The organism is Sphingobacterium sp. HJSM2_6, assembly GCF_049316305.1.
Lineage (GTDB): Bacteria > Bacteroidota > Bacteroidia > Sphingobacteriales > Sphingobacteriaceae > Sphingobacterium.
This window is the reverse complement of record NZ_JBMOXB010000011.1, coordinates 43,961-66,135: the sequence shown is the minus strand read 5'-3', so window position 1 is coordinate 66,135 and position 22,175 is coordinate 43,961. Positions and strand designations below refer to the sequence as shown.

Genomic DNA, 22,175 nt, shown 5'->3' with positions numbered 1-22,175 from the left:
ATGCAACAACAATATTTAGAACAAACCTGGAGATGGTATGGGCCAAATGATTCGGTTTCACTTCAGGATGTGAAACAAGCTGGAGCTACCGGTATAGTCACAGCTTTACACCATATTCCACATGGAGAGGTATGGCCATTAGCAGATATTTTAGAACGTAAACGCATCATCGAAGAAGCGGGACTTCGCTGGTCAGTCGTCGAATCTGTTCCAGTTCACGAATCCATTAAAACCAAGAATGAACAAGCATATTATTACCTAGCAAATTATAACCAATCCTTAAGAAACTTAGCACAAGCAGGTATTAAGACCATATGCTATAATTTTATGCCCGTATTGGATTGGACCAGAACACAGTTGGATTTGATCATGAAAGATGGTTCAAAGGCGCTGTATTTTGACTGGATTGATTTGGCTATTTTTGATTTGTATATTTTGAAAAGGAAGGATGCTGTTCGAGATTATTCGGCAGACATACTTCGCCAAGTAGAAGAAAAAATAAAATACCTGAAAGCAGAGGATCTTGATTTGCTGCGGTATAATGTATTAATGGGTATACCCGGAGAAGGAGATATTTCGCTAGAATCCTTAACGAATAGTATAGAAGTTTATCAAAGCATTGGTTTCGAAGGATTGAGAAAAAATCTGCTCTATTTTTTAAGTTCCATTGAAGAAACCTGTGAAGAATTAGACATACATATGACCATACATCCGGACGATCCTCCCTACCCAATTTTAGGATTACCACGCATTGTAAGCAATGAAGCTGACTTATTGTATTTGTTGGAACGTCAACCCAAAGCTTTTAATGGGCTTTGTTTCTGTACAGGATCATTAGGTGCAGGTCCTGAAAATGATCTGCCAAAAATATTAGAACAAGTGAAACATCGGGTTCATTTTGTACACCTTAGAAATGTGAAAAAAGATGAATTGGGAAGCTTCTATGAGGCCGATCATTTGGATGGTGATGTGGATATGTATGAAGTGGTTAAAATATTGGTAGCCGAAAATCAACATCGTGCTACGCCCATTCCATTTAGACCAGACCATGGCCATCAAATGTTAGATGACCTTGCAAAAACAACCAATCCAGGATATTCTGCAATCGGTAGATTAAGAGGATTAGCAGAATTAAGAGGATTAGAGCTGGGAATTATCCGTTCCTAATCTTAAAAATGACCAACTTAAACTTAACATATGAGCGCTCAGCAACCAACAAAATATAGGTGGACCATTTGTGCCCTTCTATTTTTTGCCACTACGATTAACTATTTAGATCGACAGGTTCTATCCTTAACCTGGAAAGATTTCATAGCCCCTGAATTTCATTGGACAAATAATGACTATGGAAATGTAGCGGCTATTTTTTCTATTGTATATGCGATATCGATGTTGCTTTCGGGGCGTATAATAGATTGGTTAGGGACCAAGAAAGGCTATATGTGGGCTATATTTGTTTGGTCTATTGGAGCCATTTTACATGCATTTTGTGGTATAGTAACCTCCGGGATGTTATCCGGAGAGTGGTTAGTTGGATTTGCAGAGTCCAAGGAGATTATCGCAAATTTAGAGGATGTCTCGCGAATAGTAAATATTTCTGTGACCATTTTCATTATCGCTCGTGTAGTTTTGGCGGTTGGTGAGGGCGGTAATTTTCCAGCAGCCATGAAAGCAACGGTCGAATATTTCCCGAAGAAAGATCGTGGCTTTGCGACCAGTATATTCAATTCTGGAACGACGATTGGGGCCTTATTAGCACCTTTAACCATCCCGCTTATTGCGGCTACTTACGGTTGGGAAATGTCTTTTATTTTGATTGGAGCCCTGGGTTTTATTTGGATGGGTTTTTGGCAATTCATGTATAAAAAACCGGAAGATAATCCCAAAATGAATGCGGAAGAATTGAGCTATATTCAACAAGATGTAGAGCCAATTAACCCTGAGGGAGCTCCGGTTAAAACCGAGGGTAAGGTTCCATTATCCACTTATTTAAAGTATAAACAAACTTGGGCTTTAATATTTGGTAAGTTTTTTACCGATGGAGTATGGTGGTTTTTACTTTTTTGGTTCCCCGCGTATTTAAGCTCTGTTTACGATATTAAATCCTCAGATACCGAAGGTAAACTGGCCATTTTTGTGCTATATGCCATTACGATGTTGTCCATTATTGGCGGTTGGTTACCTACCTATTTCGTAGAGAAGAAAGGAATGCAAGTATATGCTGGACGCATGAAGGCCATGCTGATTTTTGCATTCTTCCCATTATTAATTTTATTGGCTCAACCTTTAGGTTCTTATTCTTATTGGTTCCCTGTCATCTTAATAGGTATTAGTGCTGCTGCTCACCAATCTTGGTCAGCGAATATATTCTCTGCCGTAGGTGATATGTTTCCTAAAAAAGCAATTGCAACAGTAACGGGGATAAGTGGCTTAGCAGGTGGTATTGGTTCTTTTTTAATCAATAAAACATCGGGTGTTTTATTTGATTATGCTGAACAATCCAATATGAAATTTTTAGGTTTTGAAGGTATCGATGCGGGTTACTTCATCATTTTTGCATGCTGTTCAGTAGCCTATTTAATTGCTTGGTCCATCATGCGTCTTTTAGTGCCAAAAATGAAAATGATTTATTTATAGGCCTTAAACTAAGTTCAAAACCTAAATTCTTTAGGCGTTTTATGGGGTGCTTATCCCCCGATATCGCGATGAAGAATTTAGGTTTTTTTTGTTTTTTCTATTCAGCCTATTGGGTAGCATTCGAAGAAATTAGCAGCTAGCCATTCCCTATTGAATCCCGAGTTAGATTACCAATTCTAGCACTGGTCTACCTTTTCACTTCGTATTTTCAAGTAAATCATGTTTGCTGTTGAAATGATGCAACCTACTCCATTTGTTATCAGTCGAATTTTTAAGGGTATTGCCATGGATATGCTTTGGAAAACTCCAAAGCATATCCATGGAATATCCGTATGAGTTCCGAACGAGATCCGAAGAAGAACATGACTTGAATTTAAAAAGTCAGGCGTCATTTTGGATGTTTTTGCTAACTAATCCCCCAAAAAAAAGTGCTTAGCTGTAAGAGCTAAGCACTAATTTAAAACCTTAAAAACGGAGCGTGTTCACCTGTTGATGGGCTAACCATCGCATTGTATTACGGGTTTTGTTCCTGAATATAATCGTTAAAGTTTAATTCGGTATTCAGTGGAATTTGTAAAGTGAAGTCTTTACCTGCAGGCACTACTAATTTTTCAGTGTGGTTTGCAGATGAAGTACGATTTACACCAATATTCCATCGTTTATTATCGAAAAATTCATGACCACCTTCTCCCCATAATTCAATTCTTCTGTGCAATTTGATTTCATCAAATAAGTTTGCTCCAGTTTGGTTGCTTTTTACATAATTAGGATCACGTTTAGATACTAAAGTGAAAAGGGTATTTTGTGCATCGCTATCTTTGTTCGCTCTCAACTGTGCTTCTGCTTTTGCTAAGATAATCTCGGAAACACGAATAAAGATTTCATTATGGTTATATTCTGGAATCGCTGCAGAAATTTTTGGTGCAGCAAATTTCAAACTATAATATTTTTCAAAGGTTACTTCCGCACCTGAAGTTGGATACTTAAATCCTGTATTTTCACTTAGGAAGTTTTTCTTTCTATAATCTGAAGCAGCTATTTGATCATACAAACGTTGATCAATAGCCATCCAATGACCTTGAGATCCACCATAACCACCTTCTGATTTAGGATTCATCCATCCAGGGAATGAGGATGTTCCTTTTCCATTGGTGCTGGTATATTCATATCCAAATATGGTTTCTTTGCTTAACAGGGTCATACCAGAAGTGGTATACTCTACTTCATTAAACAATTCAGGATACACTGCAATTACATCGTTTGCAGCATTGATTGCTTTATCCCAATTGCCGGTAGTTAATGCTGCTCTCACTAAGAAAGAAGAAGCTACTGATCCGTCGATATCTGTTCTGGATGCTGTGTAAAATCCATTGATCTTTTTAAATAGGTTAACCGCGGTTTCGGAGTCATTTAAAACTAAATCCCATACTTCTTGAGCAGTAGCCCTTGGTTTTGCAGCAGCAGATGCATCAGTAATAGGCACACCTAATTTGTTTTGACCACCCATTAAATAATCATCTTGATATAACCACATCAAATTGGTATAGGCAAATGAACGTATAGCCAATGCGGTTGCTTTATATCTTAAGATCGATTTATTTGCGCTGCTCAAGTCATCTTCGTTAATTTCTGGAATGACATTTAAGATTTGATTCGCTAAATAAATGTAACGGTAAAAAGTACCCCAATAAATTTGAACTCTTGGAGAAGCTTCTTCGCGGTAAGCGCGCATTTCATAATCCGCTTTTAACCAACTAGCCGAAGCGGCTAATACCATATCATTACCCTTCAAGCTCAATAATAGATTATTGACTGAATAGTTTTTAGAATCTACCGAGTTTATGTTCGTATAGTCATTTACTTGAGAAACAAGAGCAGTTACTAGAGGTTCCAAAATTTTATCTGGATTTCTTTTTACCACTTCTTGAATATCATCCTGTGTTAAGCGGCTTTCCGGATCAAGGTCCAATAATTTTTGGCAAGATGAAAAACTGATCGATAAGGCTGCTATTGCTATAAATAGTTTGTTCTTTTTCATGTTTTATAGAGTTAAATTGACCGCAAATGAAACCACTCTAGCTTGAGGGAATCCAAATGCACTTACACCAGAACCGTCATCAAATGCAGATCTAGGATCTACACCTTTTTTAGCAGAAATAAAGAATAGGTTTTCTGCGGATACGTAGAATCTAAGTTTTTCTAATTTTAATTTTGCAATTTGTTCTTTTTTGAACGTATAGCCCATCGTAATGGATTTCAAATTCAAATAACTAGCATTGAATAGTGCGAAATCCGAATATTGACCAGCAGCACCACCAAGAGGCATACTTCCTAAGTTTGTACCACCCAACATACGCATAGGAATGTTAGAACTTGTGTTTTCAAAAGTCCATGCATTCAAAAGATCTGTTGAGATACCTCTTCCGATTGAATTTCCTGTTAATCCTTGGTAGGATAGGGAAACAATCTTACCACCCAATTGGTAACTGGCGAATAAAGAGAAATCAAAGTTTTTGTAGTTCAAACTGGTGTTGAATCCTCCGATCAAATCTGGGCTTGTCGTTCCTAATTCATAGCGGGTACCATCTGCTCCAGTAGTTTTAACCATATCTCCAACTTTACTTCCTGGATATTTAGTTAGGTCATCACCATCTTTCAACGTTTTGAACGTGGTACCTAAACCTGTCGCTTGATCTACTCCAGCATAACGATACAAGTATAGGTTGAAATAATCTTTACCTGGACCTCTTAAGTAATTGCCTTGGACAAAATTTCCATCTAAGTCTTTACTACCTACTCCTTGAGGCATAGAAACTAATTTGGTTCTGTATTTTGAAGCATTTGCTCCAACAGACCATCTCAAATCGGCATTACGTAGTATTACGTAGTTTAAATCGATTTCAATACCTTTATTGTTTAAGCCACCAGAGTTCTCCATTCTTGATTTACGTCCAGTAGATTCAGGTAAAGGCTTGGAGAATAATAGGTTTTTAGTATTTCTATTGAAGAAATCTACGGTACCTGAAAGTCTATTAAATAAATTGAAATCAACACCTACATCAAATGTTTCATTGGTTTCCCAAGTTAAGGCCAAATTACCCCATCCCGTTTGGGTAATGGAAGCTGCTGGGCTAATTAAATTGCCTGCATTGGCAAGGCTCCAAATGTCGGTCCAGTTATTTGCACCCACGGCATTGTTACCTTGAACACCATAACTACTTCTAATTTTTAAGTCGTTAATCCAAGAAACACTGTTCAAAAATTGCTCTTGCGAAATACGGTATGCTCCACCTACTGACCAGAATTTACCCCATTGGTTTTGTCTGAAGTTGGAAGAACCATCGGCTCTAAAACTTGCTGAAGCATAATATTTCGAGTTGTAGTTATAATTTACTCGAGATAAATATCCTTCTAATGTTGATGCAAAACTATCACCTGAAAGTGATCTTATCCCTACGGCATTATTGAAATCGGGTTTATCATAAGCCAACATCATATACTTCATGCCCGCTTGATTATCTGTTCTTGACCACCTGAATTCATGACCTAATAATGCATCAACATGGTGTAATCCGAAATCTTTGGAATACGATAAAATTTGTGTGGTATTTAGTTGTGTACTTTTTGCCCAAGCATTTTCTATAGTCCCTTGAAAATCTCTAGCTCCAGCACCACTTTCGTTGTTTGCATAAGTTGTACGTAGACTGTATGCATTATCCACCGCGAAGTCTACTTTAAATTTAAAGTCTTTTAAGAAAGAAGCTTCTAAGAATGCTCTACCGGATACGATATCGTTCTTCGAGTTGTTAAAATCTTTTTGGAAGTAAATACCTGGAGAATATCCATTGAAGGCTAAACGAGCAGTAGATCCATAAGGAGAATAAGTCTCTCCAGTTCCTAAATCAAAGATAGGATCTCCAAAGGCATCATAACGAATATTTCCTTGTTCATCGTGACCAAATAGCGAATTGATTGGGCTAAAATAATTTAACCAAGTAAACAAATTCGTATTCACAGTTCCACCAGAATAATTTGGAATATCTGAATTGGATCTAGAATAAAAGAAGGATGCTCCAGCTTTCAACCAATCGTTCACTTGCGTGTTTAAATTTACACGGCCGTTAAAGCGATCGAAGTTTGATCCCATGACATAAGAAGGATCACTTAAATATCCTAAGGAAACAAAGTAATCATTTTTATCGGTAGCACCATTTAATGACAGGTTATAATCTTGTCTTACTGGATTTTTAAAGAAATAATCTTCCCAGTTATCGTGGTATAATAACTTAGCGTCCGTTCTTATTTTACCCGTTGCTGGATCAATTAAGGTACTTCCTGTTGGAATATCATATAGCATGTAATTTCCTAAACCATTACGTGCAGTTAATGCATTTCCATTGGCCTTAAATAAATTGTCTGCTGCGTATTGGCGCAAATCATCATCGCTCATCGCATTGAACTTTGCATCACGTCCTGGGAAATATTTGGAATAATTATAGATCCCTTGCCAAGTATATTCATAAAAAGTAGCGGGATCCGTAACTTTATCAAAATCACTTTGTCCTTTGCTATTCATACCAATTCTAGTATCGAAATTGATATTGGATTTTCCTAATTTACCTTTCTTCGTGGTGATTAAAATTAAACCATTCGCTGCTCTTGATCCGTATAATGCATTGGCTGCCGCATCTTTTGAAACAACGATGTTCTCGATATCGGCAGGATTAATAGTGTTTAATCCTTGATCGTAAGGAGATCCATCCAATACAATTAAAGGATTGTTACTTGCATTTAATGAACCCATTCCGCGAATTCTTAAGGTTGCATCCGATCCTGGTTGTCCTGAGTTAGTAGAGAATTGAACCCCTGCTACAGCTCCTTCAAATGCTCTTGAAACGGTAGAAATTTGACTTTTTTCTAAGTTATCCGATCCAATACTAGATACTGATCCAGTTAAATCTTTCTTTTTACTAGAACCAAATGCAACAACAACGACTTCTTCCAGATTTTCTCCAATTTCAGTTAGAGAAACCTGAAGAGCTGCTTTATTATTGGTCGCTAGGTTTTGTGTTTGGTAAGATAAATGTTTGAATACTAATACAGAATTTGCCTGTACTAAGATTTCAAAAGTACCATTGTCTGAAGATGAACTTGAGCGTTTGGTTAATTCATCGAAAATGGAAACTCCTCCAATTGGGGCGCCTGTTTTGCTGTCGGTAATTGATCCTTTCAATAGACGTTCGCTTTGTGCTAAAACGTTTTGATTAAATCCAACAATCAATAGGATGCCCATCAATAAGGAGATAATTCCCTTCATTGTGTGATTTTTCATGGGTTTTGATTTAGTAGAAATTTTGAATAATACTGGTATTTATGTGAAAATTTGAGTTGTGTTTCTGCACTGGGGGATTTGATATAGAAGGTAGTTTGTGAAGTATGAGCATAAAAATTGTAATCATTCAATCGTAATAATAAATCTGAAGGCCGTAAACAAAGCTGCTATGAATGCCTTTCTTTAGTAAATGTTGATTAGATCATTCCGCTAATCAAATATGGATATCAGTTGATGCCGCGAAAATAGAATGTTTTTTGATGAATTCAAAACAAATGACTGACATTAATGAATTTGATTTTGCGAATACGAATAATAATTGTAAAAAATGAAATTATTACACAGTAGTTAAATGCTGTTTCTGTCTAGGAAAAGAAATACCCTTTTTAAACTTTGTGAGGAGGATAGCAGCAGTGTGTTTTCAGAGAAGGTGTAAAAAAAGAGATCTTTACAGGTAAAGATCTCTTTTTTGCAATATGCAGGTGTTCATCCAACCATAGATCGTTGTTTTACTTAGGGATGCACATGTTTTTTATTCGGTTTATTATCGTAAATAATATAATGATTTAAATTTATGGCGTAGCCGTTTTTCGAATTTATTGGAATCAGTTGAACACGATGTTTACCTTTCGTTAAATCATAATTCCAATAAATGTCATCCTTACGAATTAGTTGATTTGTGGGCATTAATACCTGTTGTTGCTCTAGGCCGTCAACCAGTACGCGAACTTCTAAGGTAGCATCCGCCAGGTTTTTGTTACTTTTTTGTGCACTTCCAGTGATCACAAAACCGGTACCTTCAAATTCAAATTCATAACCTTGGTCTAATGATTTAGCAACAGCAATTTTTTGAATGGGGTAGATGCCTTCAAAACTTTTTTCAAATCGTACAGGTTTAGGTTTTTGAACTTTAATTTCCATGGAACTCCCCAAGTCTTTGCCGGAATTTCTAAGAATCATTTCGAGGGCATGTTTATAACTAGTTTCATACACTTTATTCAGGGAGGTTTTTGTGTACATGAAGTTTAAGTTTTCCGCTTCTTCAAGACCCATTTTCCAATGTGCAGGAATTTGACTATAGCCATGCATAACTCCTAATACGCCTGCTGCACTAGCAGGGTTACAATCGGAGTCTTGACCCGCACGAGTAGAAATTTCTAGTGTTTTCGTAAAATCTCCTTGACCATAGAGCAAGCCTAAGACGATATAGGCCGCATTTAATTTAGCGTCTATATTAAAAGCTGCATGTACGCCGTCTGGACAGCCTACTTCGTCTGCCCATTTTTGTTGAATATGTGTCCAAGTCTGTTTCCAATCATTGGGGTGTTTCTGATGCCACAGGATTACATCGTTGATGCATTGATAGAACTGACTTTTCTTCGGGATCGTTTTTAATGCTTCTTTTACGATGTAATTGATGTCTTGAGAATTAAAAGCGATGCTGTACATCGCACCTACATACACGCCGCCATACCAGCCATCTCCATAGTTCATAATATGGCCTATTTTATCGCTGATTTGAGATGCAGCGTTGGGCATAGCTGGATTCATCAATCCCGCAAAATCGCTTTCTATTTGATAGTCAATATCATCGGCATGTGGGTTGTTTTTCCAATGCCCGGAAGCCGGTGCTTTTATACCATTTAAAATATTATATCTCGCGATTTGATTGGCATGCCAAAGGGGGTATTCAGCATGTGCAAAAGCCTGTGCGAAGGAATCCACAGGAGCATCAACACCTAATTTTTCAATAATATCTACAAACGTTAAATCCATGTAAATGTCATCGTATAAATGTGGGCTATGCATCATGGAATGACTGAGGTATCCATCATACCATGGAATAGGTTCATTATCCTGCATGTAAACCCCGAGGTACCTAAATTCAGTTGGGCCTCCAAATGTCACCCCTATGGTTTGACCAGCCCAACCACCTTTTATTTTGTCCATCAATACCTCTTTACTCATGGTTATCCTTGCTTTTTGAGCCAATGCCATAGGAGCTGTTTTGCTGAACATGATTAATATCAGGATGCAAGACGTTAATAATTTGAAGTTCATCATGGTAAATGCGGTTAGTTAAGGTTTGGAGAATGGTTGAGCTAGATTAACTTCCTGCCCAAATAATTAATCCGATTCCTAATATAAATAAAATGAACATCAATAGCAGCAGTAAATTTACTTTCGGAGATGCATTTTTAAATTCTTTCCATACCAATACTCCCCATAATGCAGCAATTAAAGTTGCTCCTTGACCAAGGCCATAGGATATGGCTGGTCCCGCCATGCCTGCTGCAAGCAGGTTGAAGATGTTTCCTAGACCCCAGATTGCACCTCCAAGTAAACCTATCAGGTGGTATTGGATTTTGCCGGAAAAATATTCGCTATAATTTATTGGAGGACCAGCTAATGGTCTTCTCATTAATATACTATTGAAAATGATATTGCTTAGGAATATTCCGAAAGCAAAAATGACAAATGCCGTGTAAGGGGTCATCTTACCTTCCATGGGTTGTTCGAAATTATTTAAATCCATTCCAGAAGCTAAAAAAGGATAAAATAACGACATGAGCAATCCAGCAATGATGGACACCGTAATCCATTTTCCAATGGCCGCAGTTGGACTAGCAGCTTGGTGTTTTTTATACGCTATCGCATTCACGATGATGGCTATGGTTACCAAAGCAACCCCTGCAATAAGCATTTGTTCATTGCCTTGGTTATGGATCAAATAGTTGAAAAATACGCCAGCCACCAAAGCTATTCCTATTCCTATAGGAAATGCAATAGACATTCCTGCTGATGCTATTGCCGCAGTCAATAGGATATTTGCCAGATTAAATAAGACTCCACTGACTAAGGCATTTAAAATATTTGCATGGTGGGTTTGCGATAAATCTGCTAGAAATGGTCTGCCACTCTCACCTAAACTTCCTAGTGTAAATGCACTTAACAATGAAAAGAATAGAATGCCTAGAACATAGTCCCAATAGAATAATTCAAATCTCCATTTGTTTTGAGTCATCTTTTGTGTATTTGCCCAAGATCCCCAACAAAGCATCGTGATGATACAAAAGAAAACGGCGGTATAATAATCGGTTACAATAAACATAAGCTATAATTTTAGTTTTTATAATTGATTGTTTTCATTTAGGTAGGTCAACGTAATTTCGTTGCGGTAGGGTATAGAGTTTTGTGCACCCATTTTTGTGACGGCCATGGCTGCTGCACGGCAAGCAAAATTGACCGCTTGGATCAACTCTTTTTCTTCTGCTAAAGCAACGGCAAGCGCTCCATTAAATACATCGCCAGCGGCTGTGGTATCTATCGCGGTTACTTTTGGGGCAGTTACATGTTCGAAAGAATCTGCTTGACAAATTAATGCCCCTTCTTCGCCCATAGTGATGATAACGACATCGACCCCAAGGGCTCTAATTTTTTTCGCTGCTTCAAATGCACTGTTCAGATCCGTAATACGATGGTTTGAAAGGGTCTCTGCTTCGTGAATATTTGGCGTAATCATATCGACCATACTCAATAAAGGAATAATGGATTTGTTTACAGGTGCAGGATTTAAGATCACCGTAATCCCTTTGGCTTTGGCTTGTTGGATAGCCATTTGTACGGATGCGATCTCAATTTCTAATTGGACAAGCAATATTTTTCCATCCTCAAATTTTGATAGTGCTTGGTTTACATCTGCTTCATGAAGGCAGGCATTAGCTCCTGGAGCGACCACAATACTATTTTCACCTTTATCGTCTACTGTTATGAGGGCAATGCCTGAGGGATTGTTTTCATCGGTATATAAGCCAGCAACATCAATACCTTCATCGTTGAAAATTTTAGAAGATTGTCTGCCAAAAATATCTTGTCCGATTTTACTGATAAAAGAAACTTCGCCCCCTAATCGAGCAGCTGCTACTGCTTGGTTAGCGCCTTTACCCCCTGGATTCATAAAAAATGTTCCTCCAAGAACAGTCTCCCCGGGTTTAGGAATATGATCTGTTTTTACGACCATATCCATATTGGTACTGCCTACCACAATAATGCGATTTTTCATTTGAAATAGATTTTTAGGTTTATAGGTATAAATGTATAGGATAATTGAGAATAAAATAGATCTATAATTGCTATATTACAGATTGAAATAAACATAAAAAACTCCGTATTTAAGGTTATTGTCTTTGATTAATAGGTTGTTATGTTTTAAATTTTAACCTAAAATAAGAATTTAATGAATAGTATGGAAATTGAGAAATTGGTTTATTCATTATCCAGCTCTGAAATAAAGCAATTTTTGAAACATGGAAATCTGAGTAATGACCCAAAATACTATCAAATTGTATTCAACGCGATATTAGCATCTAAAGGTAAGGAAAGCAAGTGTTGGCAGGATGATTTTAAACGAAATTATCCTTCAGTATCATTGGACAGTGCATTGAAATACCTTTATAAAGTATTAACGGAAATTTTAGTGCGTATGCGTATTGAGGAGAATGCTTGGTATCAACAACTTCAGGGACTAATGCGGGCACAATTATGCTTTGAACGCTCATTACCAGTTAAAGGGATTAAAGAGACTCAAGAAGTTTATCGCTTGGCAATCGAATCTGAAAACCTGGTTTCTCAGTACCTTTCTAAGCGAATGGAATTGAATTTTGTGCAAAATTATTTCCAAGAAAGTTTAAACGAACAATCCTTGATTGATTTCCAATTGGAAACTAAAAATACCTTAAAAGCATTGCATGAAAAGCATGATTCGTTTTCTTTATTTGAATTATTGAATGTGCGACTCATGCAAAACCCTCAAATATCAGTAAATAATGATGATTTAATATTGGCAGAATTAAACTTAACCTTTAAAAATCTGCGGAATAATTTTGAAACGAAAAAGAAGCATTTGTTGTTTCAATCATTTTATTTTGTTTTAAAACAAGATTATTCTTCTGCCTTGTTGATTTTCGAAGAACTAACGAGGCATTTTGAAAGCTTTCCAAGTCTTTGGGATGTACCTCCCTATGATTATTTAATGAATATTAACGGTATTTTAAATAGCCTCCGGAGTATGCAACGTTATGAAGAAATGGGCGCATACATTCAGAAAATACAGCAATTATTAGCAAATAGGAATACAGCACATTTTAATAATTTAGCTCATTTGCTGGCCTATACGTTCGAGTTAAATGCTTTGATTGGTCTTGGGAAAAGGGAAGAATCGACAGTATTTATCAAGACAAACAATCTGGATCAAGATTTATTTTTTGTAGATATGGAGATGACCTTGGAAAGTCAATATTTTCAAGCGCTAAGCTCATTCTTGAATTTCGAATATACAGGCGCTAAAAGAATCTTAAATAACTTATTCAAATCCATAAAGAAGGGGATGAATTATGAGGTTTACCGAGCTGCTCGTCTGTTATATATTTTAAGTATTTATGAAGTACATGATGCAGATTATGTAGATTTTGAAATAAAATCGTATAAGCGTTTATACCAAAAAAGCTATCAAAAATATCGATTGGAAAAATTCGTTTTCAAGCTGATTAACATGAATCCGAAACGTCGAGGTAACGATTGGAAAAAAACACAATATCCTATATTGTCCGCTTTGTTAGCTGATATTATGCAATCGAATAAGGAAACAAATCTGAGTAAATACTTTAACTACTCCGATTGGTTGTCTAACATGTTTAAGTAGAATGGCTCCCGTTTTATTGCCTAAAATGGAATGTCTTATTCATGCTAATTGCTACAAGTTTGCTAATCCCTAAGTAGATTTGCAATAGCTGTTTAATACAGTCTTTTTTCTACTGATTGCTTTTCATTATAACTCTTCCTGTGTCGTATTTAATTGCCAATTTGCTGTTGATTTCAAGTGACTTGTGTCAAAATTGTACAAATTGTCGTTAATCTAGTACTACTAAGTATTCAATATTCAACCTAGTTTTGATAAGATGATAAGTTGTTTTTATTCCAAAGGTGGATTCTATATAATTTAAGCAACCAGAATAAAATAAATAGCCAAATTATTAGAGGAGAATAAATCAACCTAAGCCCATTTTTTAGAAGGAAGAGGAATTTAAGGATGAATAAATATCCATTAAACGGATGGTGTTTTTTAGCTTATGCAAGCAAACATCCCTTGAATAAAAATGCATTCGATTAACGTTTTCAAATTTGCTTATGAATAATAAGATCATAATAGTTGTTAAGTTGTTACTTTTAAAAATGTTCTTGGCCAGTAGCAGTACTGGTCAAGAATTAATTTCAAAGGAAGATTTAACCTACTTACAAGGATTAACGGAGTCGGTTATTGAAAGTTCTAGAATTTATCCCAACCAAGAATTGGTGGAGCCCTTTGGGAAAAACAATACTGGAGGGACTTTAATTCGTCCTGGAGGATTGGCTACCTATCCTGCATTTTGGATTCGAGATTATGCAATGTCCTTGGAAACGGGAATGGTCAAAGTTGCTGAGCAACAGCATATGTTACTTTTAACTGCTAAAACACAAAATGATCAAACTTGGATTACCAAGGGTGGTAGTTATGTTCCCTATGGTGCAATTGCTGATCATATCCGTGTGGATGATTTGAATCCGATTTATTTCCCTGGTACCTATGACAACGTAGAGCAAGGTGTAGAAGAATTTGGTCGGATGCCACCATATTGCGATCAGTTTTATTTTGTGGGTATGGCACATTATTATTGGAAAACGGTAAAAAACATTAATTTTTTAAAACAAAAAATTAATGGATTATCGTTAATTGATCGCTTGGAAATAGCTTTTAAAGTCCCGCCAACTAGGCAAAATAGTGAACTGGTGTATACAACCGATTTGTATCGGGGCAAGGACTTTGGCTTTAGAGATGCTATCCGGATTACCGGAGATCTTAGTTATGCTTCTATTTTAAAATATCGTGCCGCATTGCAGTTGGCTGAATTGTTTGATCAATTTCAAAACAAAGAGAAAGCGCAAAGTTACCGATTGATTGCCTCCAAAATTAAACATGTTTTTGCTTCGACTTTTATCAATTCGGATGGTATGGTTAAAGCTTCAACATTAAAAAGCGCTCAAGCAGATGTTTGGGGAACTGCTTTAGCTATCGTGGAAAATTTAATAGATGCTGATGTTGCAAAACGTGCTGCTCAGCATTTGGCAGAAGCGTACTCAGCCGGGAATTTAGCCTATAAAGGTGCTATTCGACACATTATTGTCGGAGAAGATTTTAATAACAATACCGCCTGGGAGGATGCCATTGTCCCTAAAGATGAATATCAAAATGGATCCTATTGGTACAGCCCAACAGGTTGGGTAATATATGCCATCCAACTGGTCGATCCGTCCTTAGCATCGCAGTTAGTTAAAGATTATATTGCTGGACTAAAGGAAACGGATTACCGAAAAGGAGAACAGTTTGCAGGTCCATTGGAATGTTTTCATCCTTCTGGATATAATCGTGGACCAGTGTACATGACTTCTGTAAGTTCTCCGTATATTGTACTGAAAACATTGACTAAAAAACCTAAACCTTAAACCTATAATACTTTTGTTGTGCGCAAATTAATTCTTGTATTTTATCTATGTAGTTCGCTATTGTCTTTTGCACAAGAACATACTTCAACGGCCATCCTTTATAACCAAACTTTTTCACCTGGTAAAAGTTATCCTGAATTAACGGAATCCAATTTGAAATTGAGCCAGCAAGGACTGGAATTGAATGAAAAAGGAAAATGGATACAGCTTAATAAATATTATTCATTAGCGAATCGCTTAATCCGTTATCATGTGAAATTAGGGGCAGATGCAGAAATGAGCTTTAAAAGTCATGAAGGGGATTTTAACGCATCCATAGATATGTCCAGCAAACAAATACAAATTGGAAAATCACCAATGATATTTCAAAATGTCGATTTTTTGGATTCCAATCATGAGTATTTAGTTGAAATAGTCCGAGATAACCAGTATTCTGGAATGCGCATCATCGATTTATTTACAGGAAAATCTACAGAGCTTTTTGGGAATATGGATGGACAAGGCGGCGTAGGTCGTGGAGTGGAGCATTCGGGCAAATACATGGGGCTGCAACATGATTATTATTGTTTTGGATTAACAAAGGGGACATCAGCTTTTGTGAAACAAATCATTGTTGAATCTAAGTATAGTGAGTTAACTTTATTGATTTATGGGGATTCCATTACCGAACCTGAAGGCTATTTTCCTAGTAAAGATTTCCCTGATTCTTGGACGCAACTTATCATAAATCGGGTACAAGGGAAAGCCATGAGCTCTGGAAGAGGGGGTACAACCATCCAACAGGTATTAGAACGGATTAAAAATGAGCTTCCTTTTGTAAAAGCTAAATACGTTATGGTGACTATTGGAACCAATGGTGGAAATACCGAGGATAATTTAAGTGAATTAATGACTTACATAAAGAGTCAAGGGGCTATTCCTATTTTAAATAATATTCCAGCAAATGAAAGTAATACCCATATTGATGCGAATGTTTTAATTGAAAAAGTGAGGCAAAAATTTAATATCAAAGGGGCAAAGTTTGATGTAGCAACTTCTGCTAATTTTGATGGTAAAGCGGTCGAACAAAGTACCATGTATTTTGAAGACTATGATTGGGGTAAAATCTACCATCATCCTAATGTTAAAGGTTCTAAATTGATGTTTTTAAGAACACTTATTGATGTTCCAGAGATTTACCAATAAAATACGAATGCAGGATAAATTTCATTTTACCAAATACCTTATACCGTTTAATCCATATGTACTTATCTAAGAATTTATTACTTATTGTAAGCGTTTTTTTCGCTTGCATGGTCCATGCACAATCTATAAAATTTGATAAACTAACATGTGAATATCAGTTGAATCCAATAGGGATTGATGTCCACAAACCTAGATTTAGCTGGACGATGACTTCGCCCTTGAAAAATCAACAGCAAAGTGCTTATGAGGTATTGGTTTCCAATAATGAGAAAGAATTGAATAGGGGTAAAGGGGAGTTATGGTCATCGGGAAAGGTAAATTCTAATCAAAGTATACAGATCGAATATGCTGGAAAACCATTGGAATCATTCACAAAATATTATTGGAAAGTCAGAGTTTATGATCAACAGAATAAATCTTCTAAATGGTCTGCGGTCAATAGCTTTGAAACGGGTTTGTTTGATTCAAAAGATTGGAAAGGAGCATGGATAGGCGATGGGTCAACCTTGCCAAGCAAGGAAGAGGATTATTATCAAGAAGATCCAAATCCTTTATTTAGAACAAGTTTTCAGGCAAAAGGAAAGGTTCGTTCTGCACGATTGTATATCAGTGGATTAGGGTATTATGAAGCGTTTATAAATGGTGAAAAAGTAGGAGATCATGTTTTAGAGCCTGGATGGACGGCCTATGATAAGCAAGTTTTGTATACGGCATATGATGTAACTGCGAATTTGAATGCTGGGAATAATCGAATTGGAGTGATGCTGGGAAATGGCTGGTATAATTTACCGCCGCTTCGTTTTTGGGGTGCGAAAATATGGAATAAATTTTTAGATTCTGGTCGTCCTAAGTTGAAAGCCTTGCTACGTATCGTGTACAAGGACGGTCGTATAGAAGATGTGGTTAGCAATCAAGATTGGGAGACTGCAAAAGGACCTATCGTACGAAATAATATTTATTTAGGGGAGCATTATGATGCTCGGCTTGAAAGACCCAATTGGAGTAGCGTGCAAGGAAGCGATGAAGGATGGAGAAAAGTTCAAATTGTTGATGCTCCGAAAGGAATTTTAACGGCACAACAACAACCTCCTATACGTGTGACAAAAGTACTGAAGCCCATAGCTGTACAAGAGGTAGATACGGGGGTTTATGTTTTTGATATGGGTCAAAACTTTGCTGGAGTAGCTCGATTACGAGTTCAAGGACCTAAAGGGACAGTAGTCAAAATTCGTTATGGCGAGGATAAATTTCCTGATGGAAAGCTCAATGGTCTAACGGCTGTTGCAGGACAGATTAAAGCGGGTAATGGTGGACCTGGTGCTCCGCAGGTGGCTTGGCAAGAAGATAGTTATACGCTGAAAGGAGAGGGAGTAGAAACTTGGGAACCAAAGTTTACATTCCATGGATTTAGGTATGTAGAAATAACGGGATGGCCTGGTGTTCCTTCGGTGAATGATATTGATGGGTTACGTATGAATGCTGATTTGCAGAAGTCAGGACTTTTTAACTCCTCAAACAATTTATTTAATAGTATTGATGAACTCATTCAGTGGACTTTTCTAAGCAATGTGTTTAGCGTAGTTTCCGATTGTCCTGCGCGAGAAAAACTCGCTTATGGAGGTGATATTTTATGTGCTGCGGAGACATTCATGTATAATTATGACATGAGTCAGTTCTACAGTAAAACGATACGCGATCATGCGAATGATCAACGTCCATTAGGTGGGATTACGGAAACAGCGCCTTTTGTAGGTATTGATGATGATGGTCCTGGAGACGGTTCAGGTCCTTTGGGTTATCAGGCTGGATATCCGTACTTAATTAAAAAAATGTACGATTTTTATGGAGATAAACAGCTTATCGTAACTTACTATCCATCGCTTAAAAAGCAATTGGAATTTTTAAAAACCAAGACTTCAAATTTATTATTTAGCACAGACTTGGGAGATCATGAATCGTTAGAGCCCAAAAATAAGCCCCTAACAGCATCCGTGTTTTATTGGTTGCATGCTCAATTATTAAGTGAGTTTGCGGCAATTTTAGGAAAAGATGAGGATCAACAACAGTATGCCGCATTAGCTCAACAAATTAAAGAGGCTATATCCAAACAGTTTTTTACAGCTTCAACAGGCAAAATAGGTACTGGAACGCAATCTGATCAATTATTTGGACTTTGGGCAGGCGTTTCAACAAATAACCCTAAGGGCTATGAGATGTTGCTAAAAGCAATTGAAAGTAAGGATTGGCATTTATCCACCGGAATATTTGGAACTAAATTTTTATTTGATGTGCTGCGGTCTCATAATGACCAAGAGACTGCTTATCGCATAGCCAATCAAGAAACATTTCCTGGATGGGGTCATATGGTAAAGAATGGAGCAACAACACTCTGGGAGACTTGGCAATATTCAGACAATACGTATTCTCACAATCATCCGATGTTCGGCTCTGTTGGCGAATGGTTTTACCGAAGTATTCTAGGCATAAACCATGCAGAAGCAGGTTTTAAAAAGATAATCATCAAACCACAACCTGCTAAAGATTTACAACATGCAAATGGTTCATATCAATCGGTTCATGGAAAGATCGCTAGTTCTTGGAAGAAAACAGCAAATGATGGATTTGAAATGCAGGTGGAAATTCCAGTAAATACCAGTGCAGAAATATGGGTACCCAATGCGAATAAAAAGCAAGTCAAGGAATCCGGTAAGATTATCGATGAACATTCAGAACTGACGTTCCAAGCACATAAAGACGGATACAGTGTCTATGCCGTTGGTTCCGGAAAATATACTTTTGAAACAAATTAACCTTCTATAAATTTATCCTGGGAATATGGGACCTCCATACGCCCAGGATTTTTTTTATTCTTCCAATAAGTTTACTTCGCTGAATTTGCCTTTTTTGAAATTATACCTTAAGGATTTAATCTCTAAAGGTTTAAAATGCCCTTGCCAACGATGATTTGCGACTGGTAAGTTGAGTTCTGCAGCTGTAGCTTCACCCAAGGTTTCCACACATCGGATGATAAGGTCTTTTTTATCTTCACTTTCTTTGATGGAAGAGATTAGGATATTCTTGGGATTGATACGCATAAAAGATCCTGATTTAGGCAGATGACCTGGATGAATCCCTTGATGCAGACTTAAAGCTGCTGCAATAAACTCCTCTGCCTTTCTAGGGATATTATTATCTTTCCAATTACCTTCATGAGGAAGGAGCAGCATTTTCATTGTCTGAATTCCCTGGTCCATGAACGTGTATCCTTTGTTGGGGTCAATTGCTAAAGGTACATGATGAGCGTACACCGCAGAGCGGGTAATTGAAAGTCTCAAATCAGCACCAATTGCGCTGTATCCATATTTCGCATCATTAATTATACTGAATCCATAATTCGTTTGCTTATGTTTTCCTGAACCACTAATCCATCGTAAAGCAGGTTCTTCTCGACCATTGGCTGGTCGTGTAATATGTCCATATGGAGTTTCATAAGTGACTTCAGTATCTTGAATGGCTAGCGGAAATGAGAATTTCAACATCTTCAATTGTTCCTGCCAATCCAATTGTACTTTGGCTAGAATTTCTTTTCTCCCGGCAAATAAAACCCAATCGATCATTAATTTAGACTTGCCGTAATAACTAGTCACCCGCAGGCTTGCTTTAAAAGGGCCCTTTTCCAACAAGTTGATTTCAGCTCGGTTAAATTGACCAATGATATGATCATAGTGGCTAATCCCATGTCCCCAGGTATCGCTTTTATCTTCGAGAATCAAAGCTTTACAACCTGTTTTTCCAGGTTCAAAAACTTGTATGCCAAGTTTTAAATCTTCAATAGTTATTTCGCCATCATCTGTAATCGTTAATTTAAAATATTCGTTTGCGATGGAATTATAGCTGCTTGCTAATGCATTAAATTTCGCTTGCGAATGTCCATCAATTATTCGAATTTGTTGATAACCTAAAGCTGGTAGATTCACTTGAAAACTAATCCCACGAGTGTCCAAGGTCTGCGCTTCCCCTAATTCATACTGGTGAGGAAGATGATGGCCTTCATGATCACAGACAAATACATCATCGGCGATTTCTCGGAAACCCACTTGATAGGTGACGATGGAATTAACTTCCCAAGCATGCGGATTAAATACAAGTAGATATTTATGTTCAGGAATTTCGGATGCCACTTGCCACTCCAGCTTTTGCAGGGATTGATACATTGTCTCATCAGCAATATCCAATGCTCGGCCATATCCATGCGCAGCATCATTCGTATGAGCTACTAAAGAAGTTCCCGGTAAGCTATCGTGAAATTGTAGCAACATGATTTTTTCCCAAGCATCCCTTAATTTTTCCTTCGGATAGTTTACTCCCCAAAATATGGAACCTAAACTAGCCACTTTTTCTGCAGTCAATAAGGAAGCTTCACTCAAGCGATTTCTTTTTTTGATGGCACATTCTGCAGTATAGCAGCCTACTGCATGATGCTGAAATTCATCTTTGATGGTGGGAATATCTATTTCCTTAATATTGTAGAGCCAATCAAAATAAGCATCCACTGTATTGTATTGTAAGGTTGGTGCATCAGGCTCTTGTTGTATTGCTGCTATGGACTTAAGGTTCGCTTTCGTTGGTCCTCCACCGTGGTCACCCACCCCATAGAAAGCCATATGTTCCTTGATTTTGTTATTTTGATGACTATGCAGCATCGAATTTATTCGACCTTTCACATCGCCATTGTCGCTGTAATCATCTTGTATCCTATACGTCATTACTTTTGTTCCATCTGCTCCTTCCCACCAAAAAATAGAACTGGGCAATGATTTTTCACCCGCCATTGGTCTCATAAAGACATAACTGTTCATTCCTTGCTTTTGAACAATTTGTGGAATAGTATTCGCATGACCAAAAGCATCAGGATTAAAGGCTATTTTTGCACGAACTCCAAGTAATTTCTGAAAGGTTAATTGTCCATATAATCCCTGCCTAACCATGGATTCACCGTGCAACATATTCATGTCTGGCTCCACCCACCAACCTCCTACAATATTCCATCGCCCTTCTTTCACTCTTTTCACAATTTGTTCAAACATGATAGGATCATTCTCTTTAACCCACACATAAAAGAGTGCAGAGCTGCTTGTGAAGACCATATCTTTTTGCTCATTTAATCTATCCAAGGCCGATTTAAAAGTACTTAAGACCACCACCAATCCTTCCGCCCATCGCCATAACCATATGGGATCTATGTGGCCATGCCCAATCATATGGAACTTGAACTGGTTTGCGTAAACTGGCCAATTTAATAGCAGTTCTTTAGCTTTTAATTTTTGGAAGGGTAATACATATAGGGAGATAGCACCTAAGGCTGAGGTGTGAATAAAGGATCGCCTTGAAATGTGTTGCTTAGGTTTCATATAGGTTTAGGTAAAAACGGAGATTGTTTATTTTAAAATCATCACGATTTTAAAAATAAACAATCTCCATA

Annotated in this window: 12 protein-coding genes; 6 read left to right on the top strand and 6 right to left on the bottom strand. The window is 37.2% G+C overall.

Annotation, left to right across the window (positions count from 1 at the left end):
• The gene (gene uxuA, locus ACFRAE_RS11035) at positions 1 to 1,167 is read left to right on the top strand and encodes a mannonate dehydratase (protein ID WP_422797217.1); all 1,167 of its coding nucleotides are present in this window, start codon (positions 1 to 3) and stop codon (positions 1,165 to 1,167) included.
• Between the two features lie 30 nt (positions 1,168 to 1,197).
• Positions 1,198 to 2,637: an MFS transporter gene (locus ACFRAE_RS11030; protein ID WP_422797216.1), complete on the top strand. Its 1,440-nt coding sequence runs from the start codon at positions 1,198 to 1,200 to the stop codon at positions 2,635 to 2,637.
• 514 nt (positions 2,638 to 3,151) lie between these two features.
• On the opposite strand, the gene ACFRAE_RS11025 is transcribed toward ACFRAE_RS11030, so the two are convergent.
• From ACFRAE_RS11025 to rbsK, 5 genes are all read right to left on the bottom strand, one after another.
• On the bottom strand, positions 3,152 to 4,675 hold the full coding sequence (locus ACFRAE_RS11025) for a RagB/SusD family nutrient uptake outer membrane protein (RefSeq protein ID WP_422797215.1): 1,524 nt from the start codon (positions 4,673 to 4,675) through the stop codon (positions 3,152 to 3,154).
• A gap of 3 nt (positions 4,676 to 4,678) precedes the next feature.
• Positions 4,679 to 7,969, bottom strand: a complete 3,291-nt coding sequence (locus ACFRAE_RS11020) for a SusC/RagA family TonB-linked outer membrane protein (protein WP_422797214.1) — start codon at positions 7,967 to 7,969, stop codon at positions 4,679 to 4,681.
• A 513-nt stretch (positions 7,970 to 8,482) separates the two neighbouring features.
• Positions 8,483 to 10,033 carry an ADP-ribosylglycohydrolase family protein gene (locus ACFRAE_RS11015; RefSeq protein ID WP_422797213.1) on the bottom strand — a complete coding sequence of 517 codons (1,551 nt, stop codon included), beginning with the start codon at positions 10,031 to 10,033 and terminating at the stop codon, positions 8,483 to 8,485.
• A gap of 43 nt (positions 10,034 to 10,076) precedes the next feature.
• Entirely contained in the window at positions 10,077 to 11,081 is a 1,005-nt protein-coding gene (locus ACFRAE_RS11010) for a GRP family sugar transporter (protein ID WP_422797212.1), read from the bottom strand.
• An 18-nt stretch (positions 11,082 to 11,099) separates the two neighbouring features.
• Positions 11,100 to 12,032, bottom strand: coding sequence for a ribokinase (rbsK, locus tag ACFRAE_RS11005; protein ID WP_422797211.1), 933 nt, complete (start codon positions 12,030 to 12,032; stop codon positions 11,100 to 11,102).
• A gap of 183 nt (positions 12,033 to 12,215) precedes the next feature.
• Here rbsK and ACFRAE_RS11000 point away from each other — a divergent pair, with 183 nt between their 5' ends.
• From ACFRAE_RS11000 to ACFRAE_RS10985, 4 genes are all read left to right on the top strand, one after another.
• Positions 12,216 to 13,670 (top strand): hypothetical protein, encoded by a 1,455-nt coding sequence (locus tag ACFRAE_RS11000; protein ID WP_422797210.1) that lies wholly within the window; start codon positions 12,216 to 12,218, stop codon positions 13,668 to 13,670.
• A 485-nt stretch (positions 13,671 to 14,155) separates the two neighbouring features.
• Positions 14,156 to 15,508 carry a hypothetical protein gene (locus ACFRAE_RS10995; RefSeq protein WP_422797209.1) on the top strand — a complete coding sequence of 451 codons (1,353 nt, stop codon included), beginning with the start codon at positions 14,156 to 14,158 and terminating at the stop codon, positions 15,506 to 15,508.
• Positions 15,509 to 15,526: 18 nt separating this feature from the next.
• Positions 15,527 to 16,693, top strand: a complete 1,167-nt coding sequence (locus ACFRAE_RS10990) for an SGNH/GDSL hydrolase family protein (RefSeq protein ID WP_422797208.1) — start codon at positions 15,527 to 15,529, stop codon at positions 16,691 to 16,693.
• A 56-nt stretch (positions 16,694 to 16,749) separates the two neighbouring features.
• The gene (locus ACFRAE_RS10985; RefSeq protein WP_422797207.1) at positions 16,750 to 19,503 is read left to right on the top strand and encodes a family 78 glycoside hydrolase catalytic domain; all 2,754 of its coding nucleotides are present in this window, start codon (positions 16,750 to 16,752) and stop codon (positions 19,501 to 19,503) included.
• Positions 19,504 to 19,557: 54 nt separating this feature from the next.
• On the opposite strand, the gene ACFRAE_RS10980 is transcribed toward ACFRAE_RS10985, so the two are convergent.
• Entirely contained in the window at positions 19,558 to 22,104 is a 2,547-nt protein-coding gene (locus ACFRAE_RS10980) for an alpha-mannosidase (protein WP_422797206.1), read from the bottom strand.
• Positions 22,105 to 22,175 lie beyond the last annotated feature (71 nt).

Bases quoted from the DNA above. Each gene is read 5' to 3' on its own strand.
- uxuA (WP_422797217.1), top strand. From the start codon at position 1: ATGCAACAACAATATTTAGAACAAACCTGGAGATGGTATGGGCCAAAT.
- ACFRAE_RS11030 (WP_422797216.1), top strand. From the start codon at position 1,198: ATGAGCGCTCAGCAACCAACAAAATATAGGTGGACCATTTGTGCCCTT.
- ACFRAE_RS11025 (WP_422797215.1), bottom strand. From the start codon at position 4,675: ATGAAAAAGAACAAACTATTTATAGCAATAGCAGCCTTATCGATCAGT.
- ACFRAE_RS11020 (WP_422797214.1), bottom strand. From the start codon at position 7,969: ATGAAAAATCACACAATGAAGGGAATTATCTCCTTATTGATGGGCATC.
- ACFRAE_RS11015 (WP_422797213.1), bottom strand. From the start codon at position 10,033: ATGATGAACTTCAAATTATTAACGTCTTGCATCCTGATATTAATCATG.
- ACFRAE_RS11010 (WP_422797212.1), bottom strand. From the start codon at position 11,081: ATGTTTATTGTAACCGATTATTATACCGCCGTTTTCTTTTGTATCATC.
- rbsK (WP_422797211.1), bottom strand. From the start codon at position 12,032: ATGAAAAATCGCATTATTGTGGTAGGCAGTACCAATATGGATATGGTC.
- ACFRAE_RS11000 (WP_422797210.1), top strand. From the start codon at position 12,216: ATGGAAATTGAGAAATTGGTTTATTCATTATCCAGCTCTGAAATAAAG.
- ACFRAE_RS10995 (WP_422797209.1), top strand. From the start codon at position 14,156: ATGAATAATAAGATCATAATAGTTGTTAAGTTGTTACTTTTAAAAATG.
- ACFRAE_RS10985 (WP_422797207.1), top strand. From the start codon at position 16,750: ATGTACTTATCTAAGAATTTATTACTTATTGTAAGCGTTTTTTTCGCT.
- ACFRAE_RS10980 (WP_422797206.1), bottom strand. From the start codon at position 22,104: ATGAAACCTAAGCAACACATTTCAAGGCGATCCTTTATTCACACCTCA.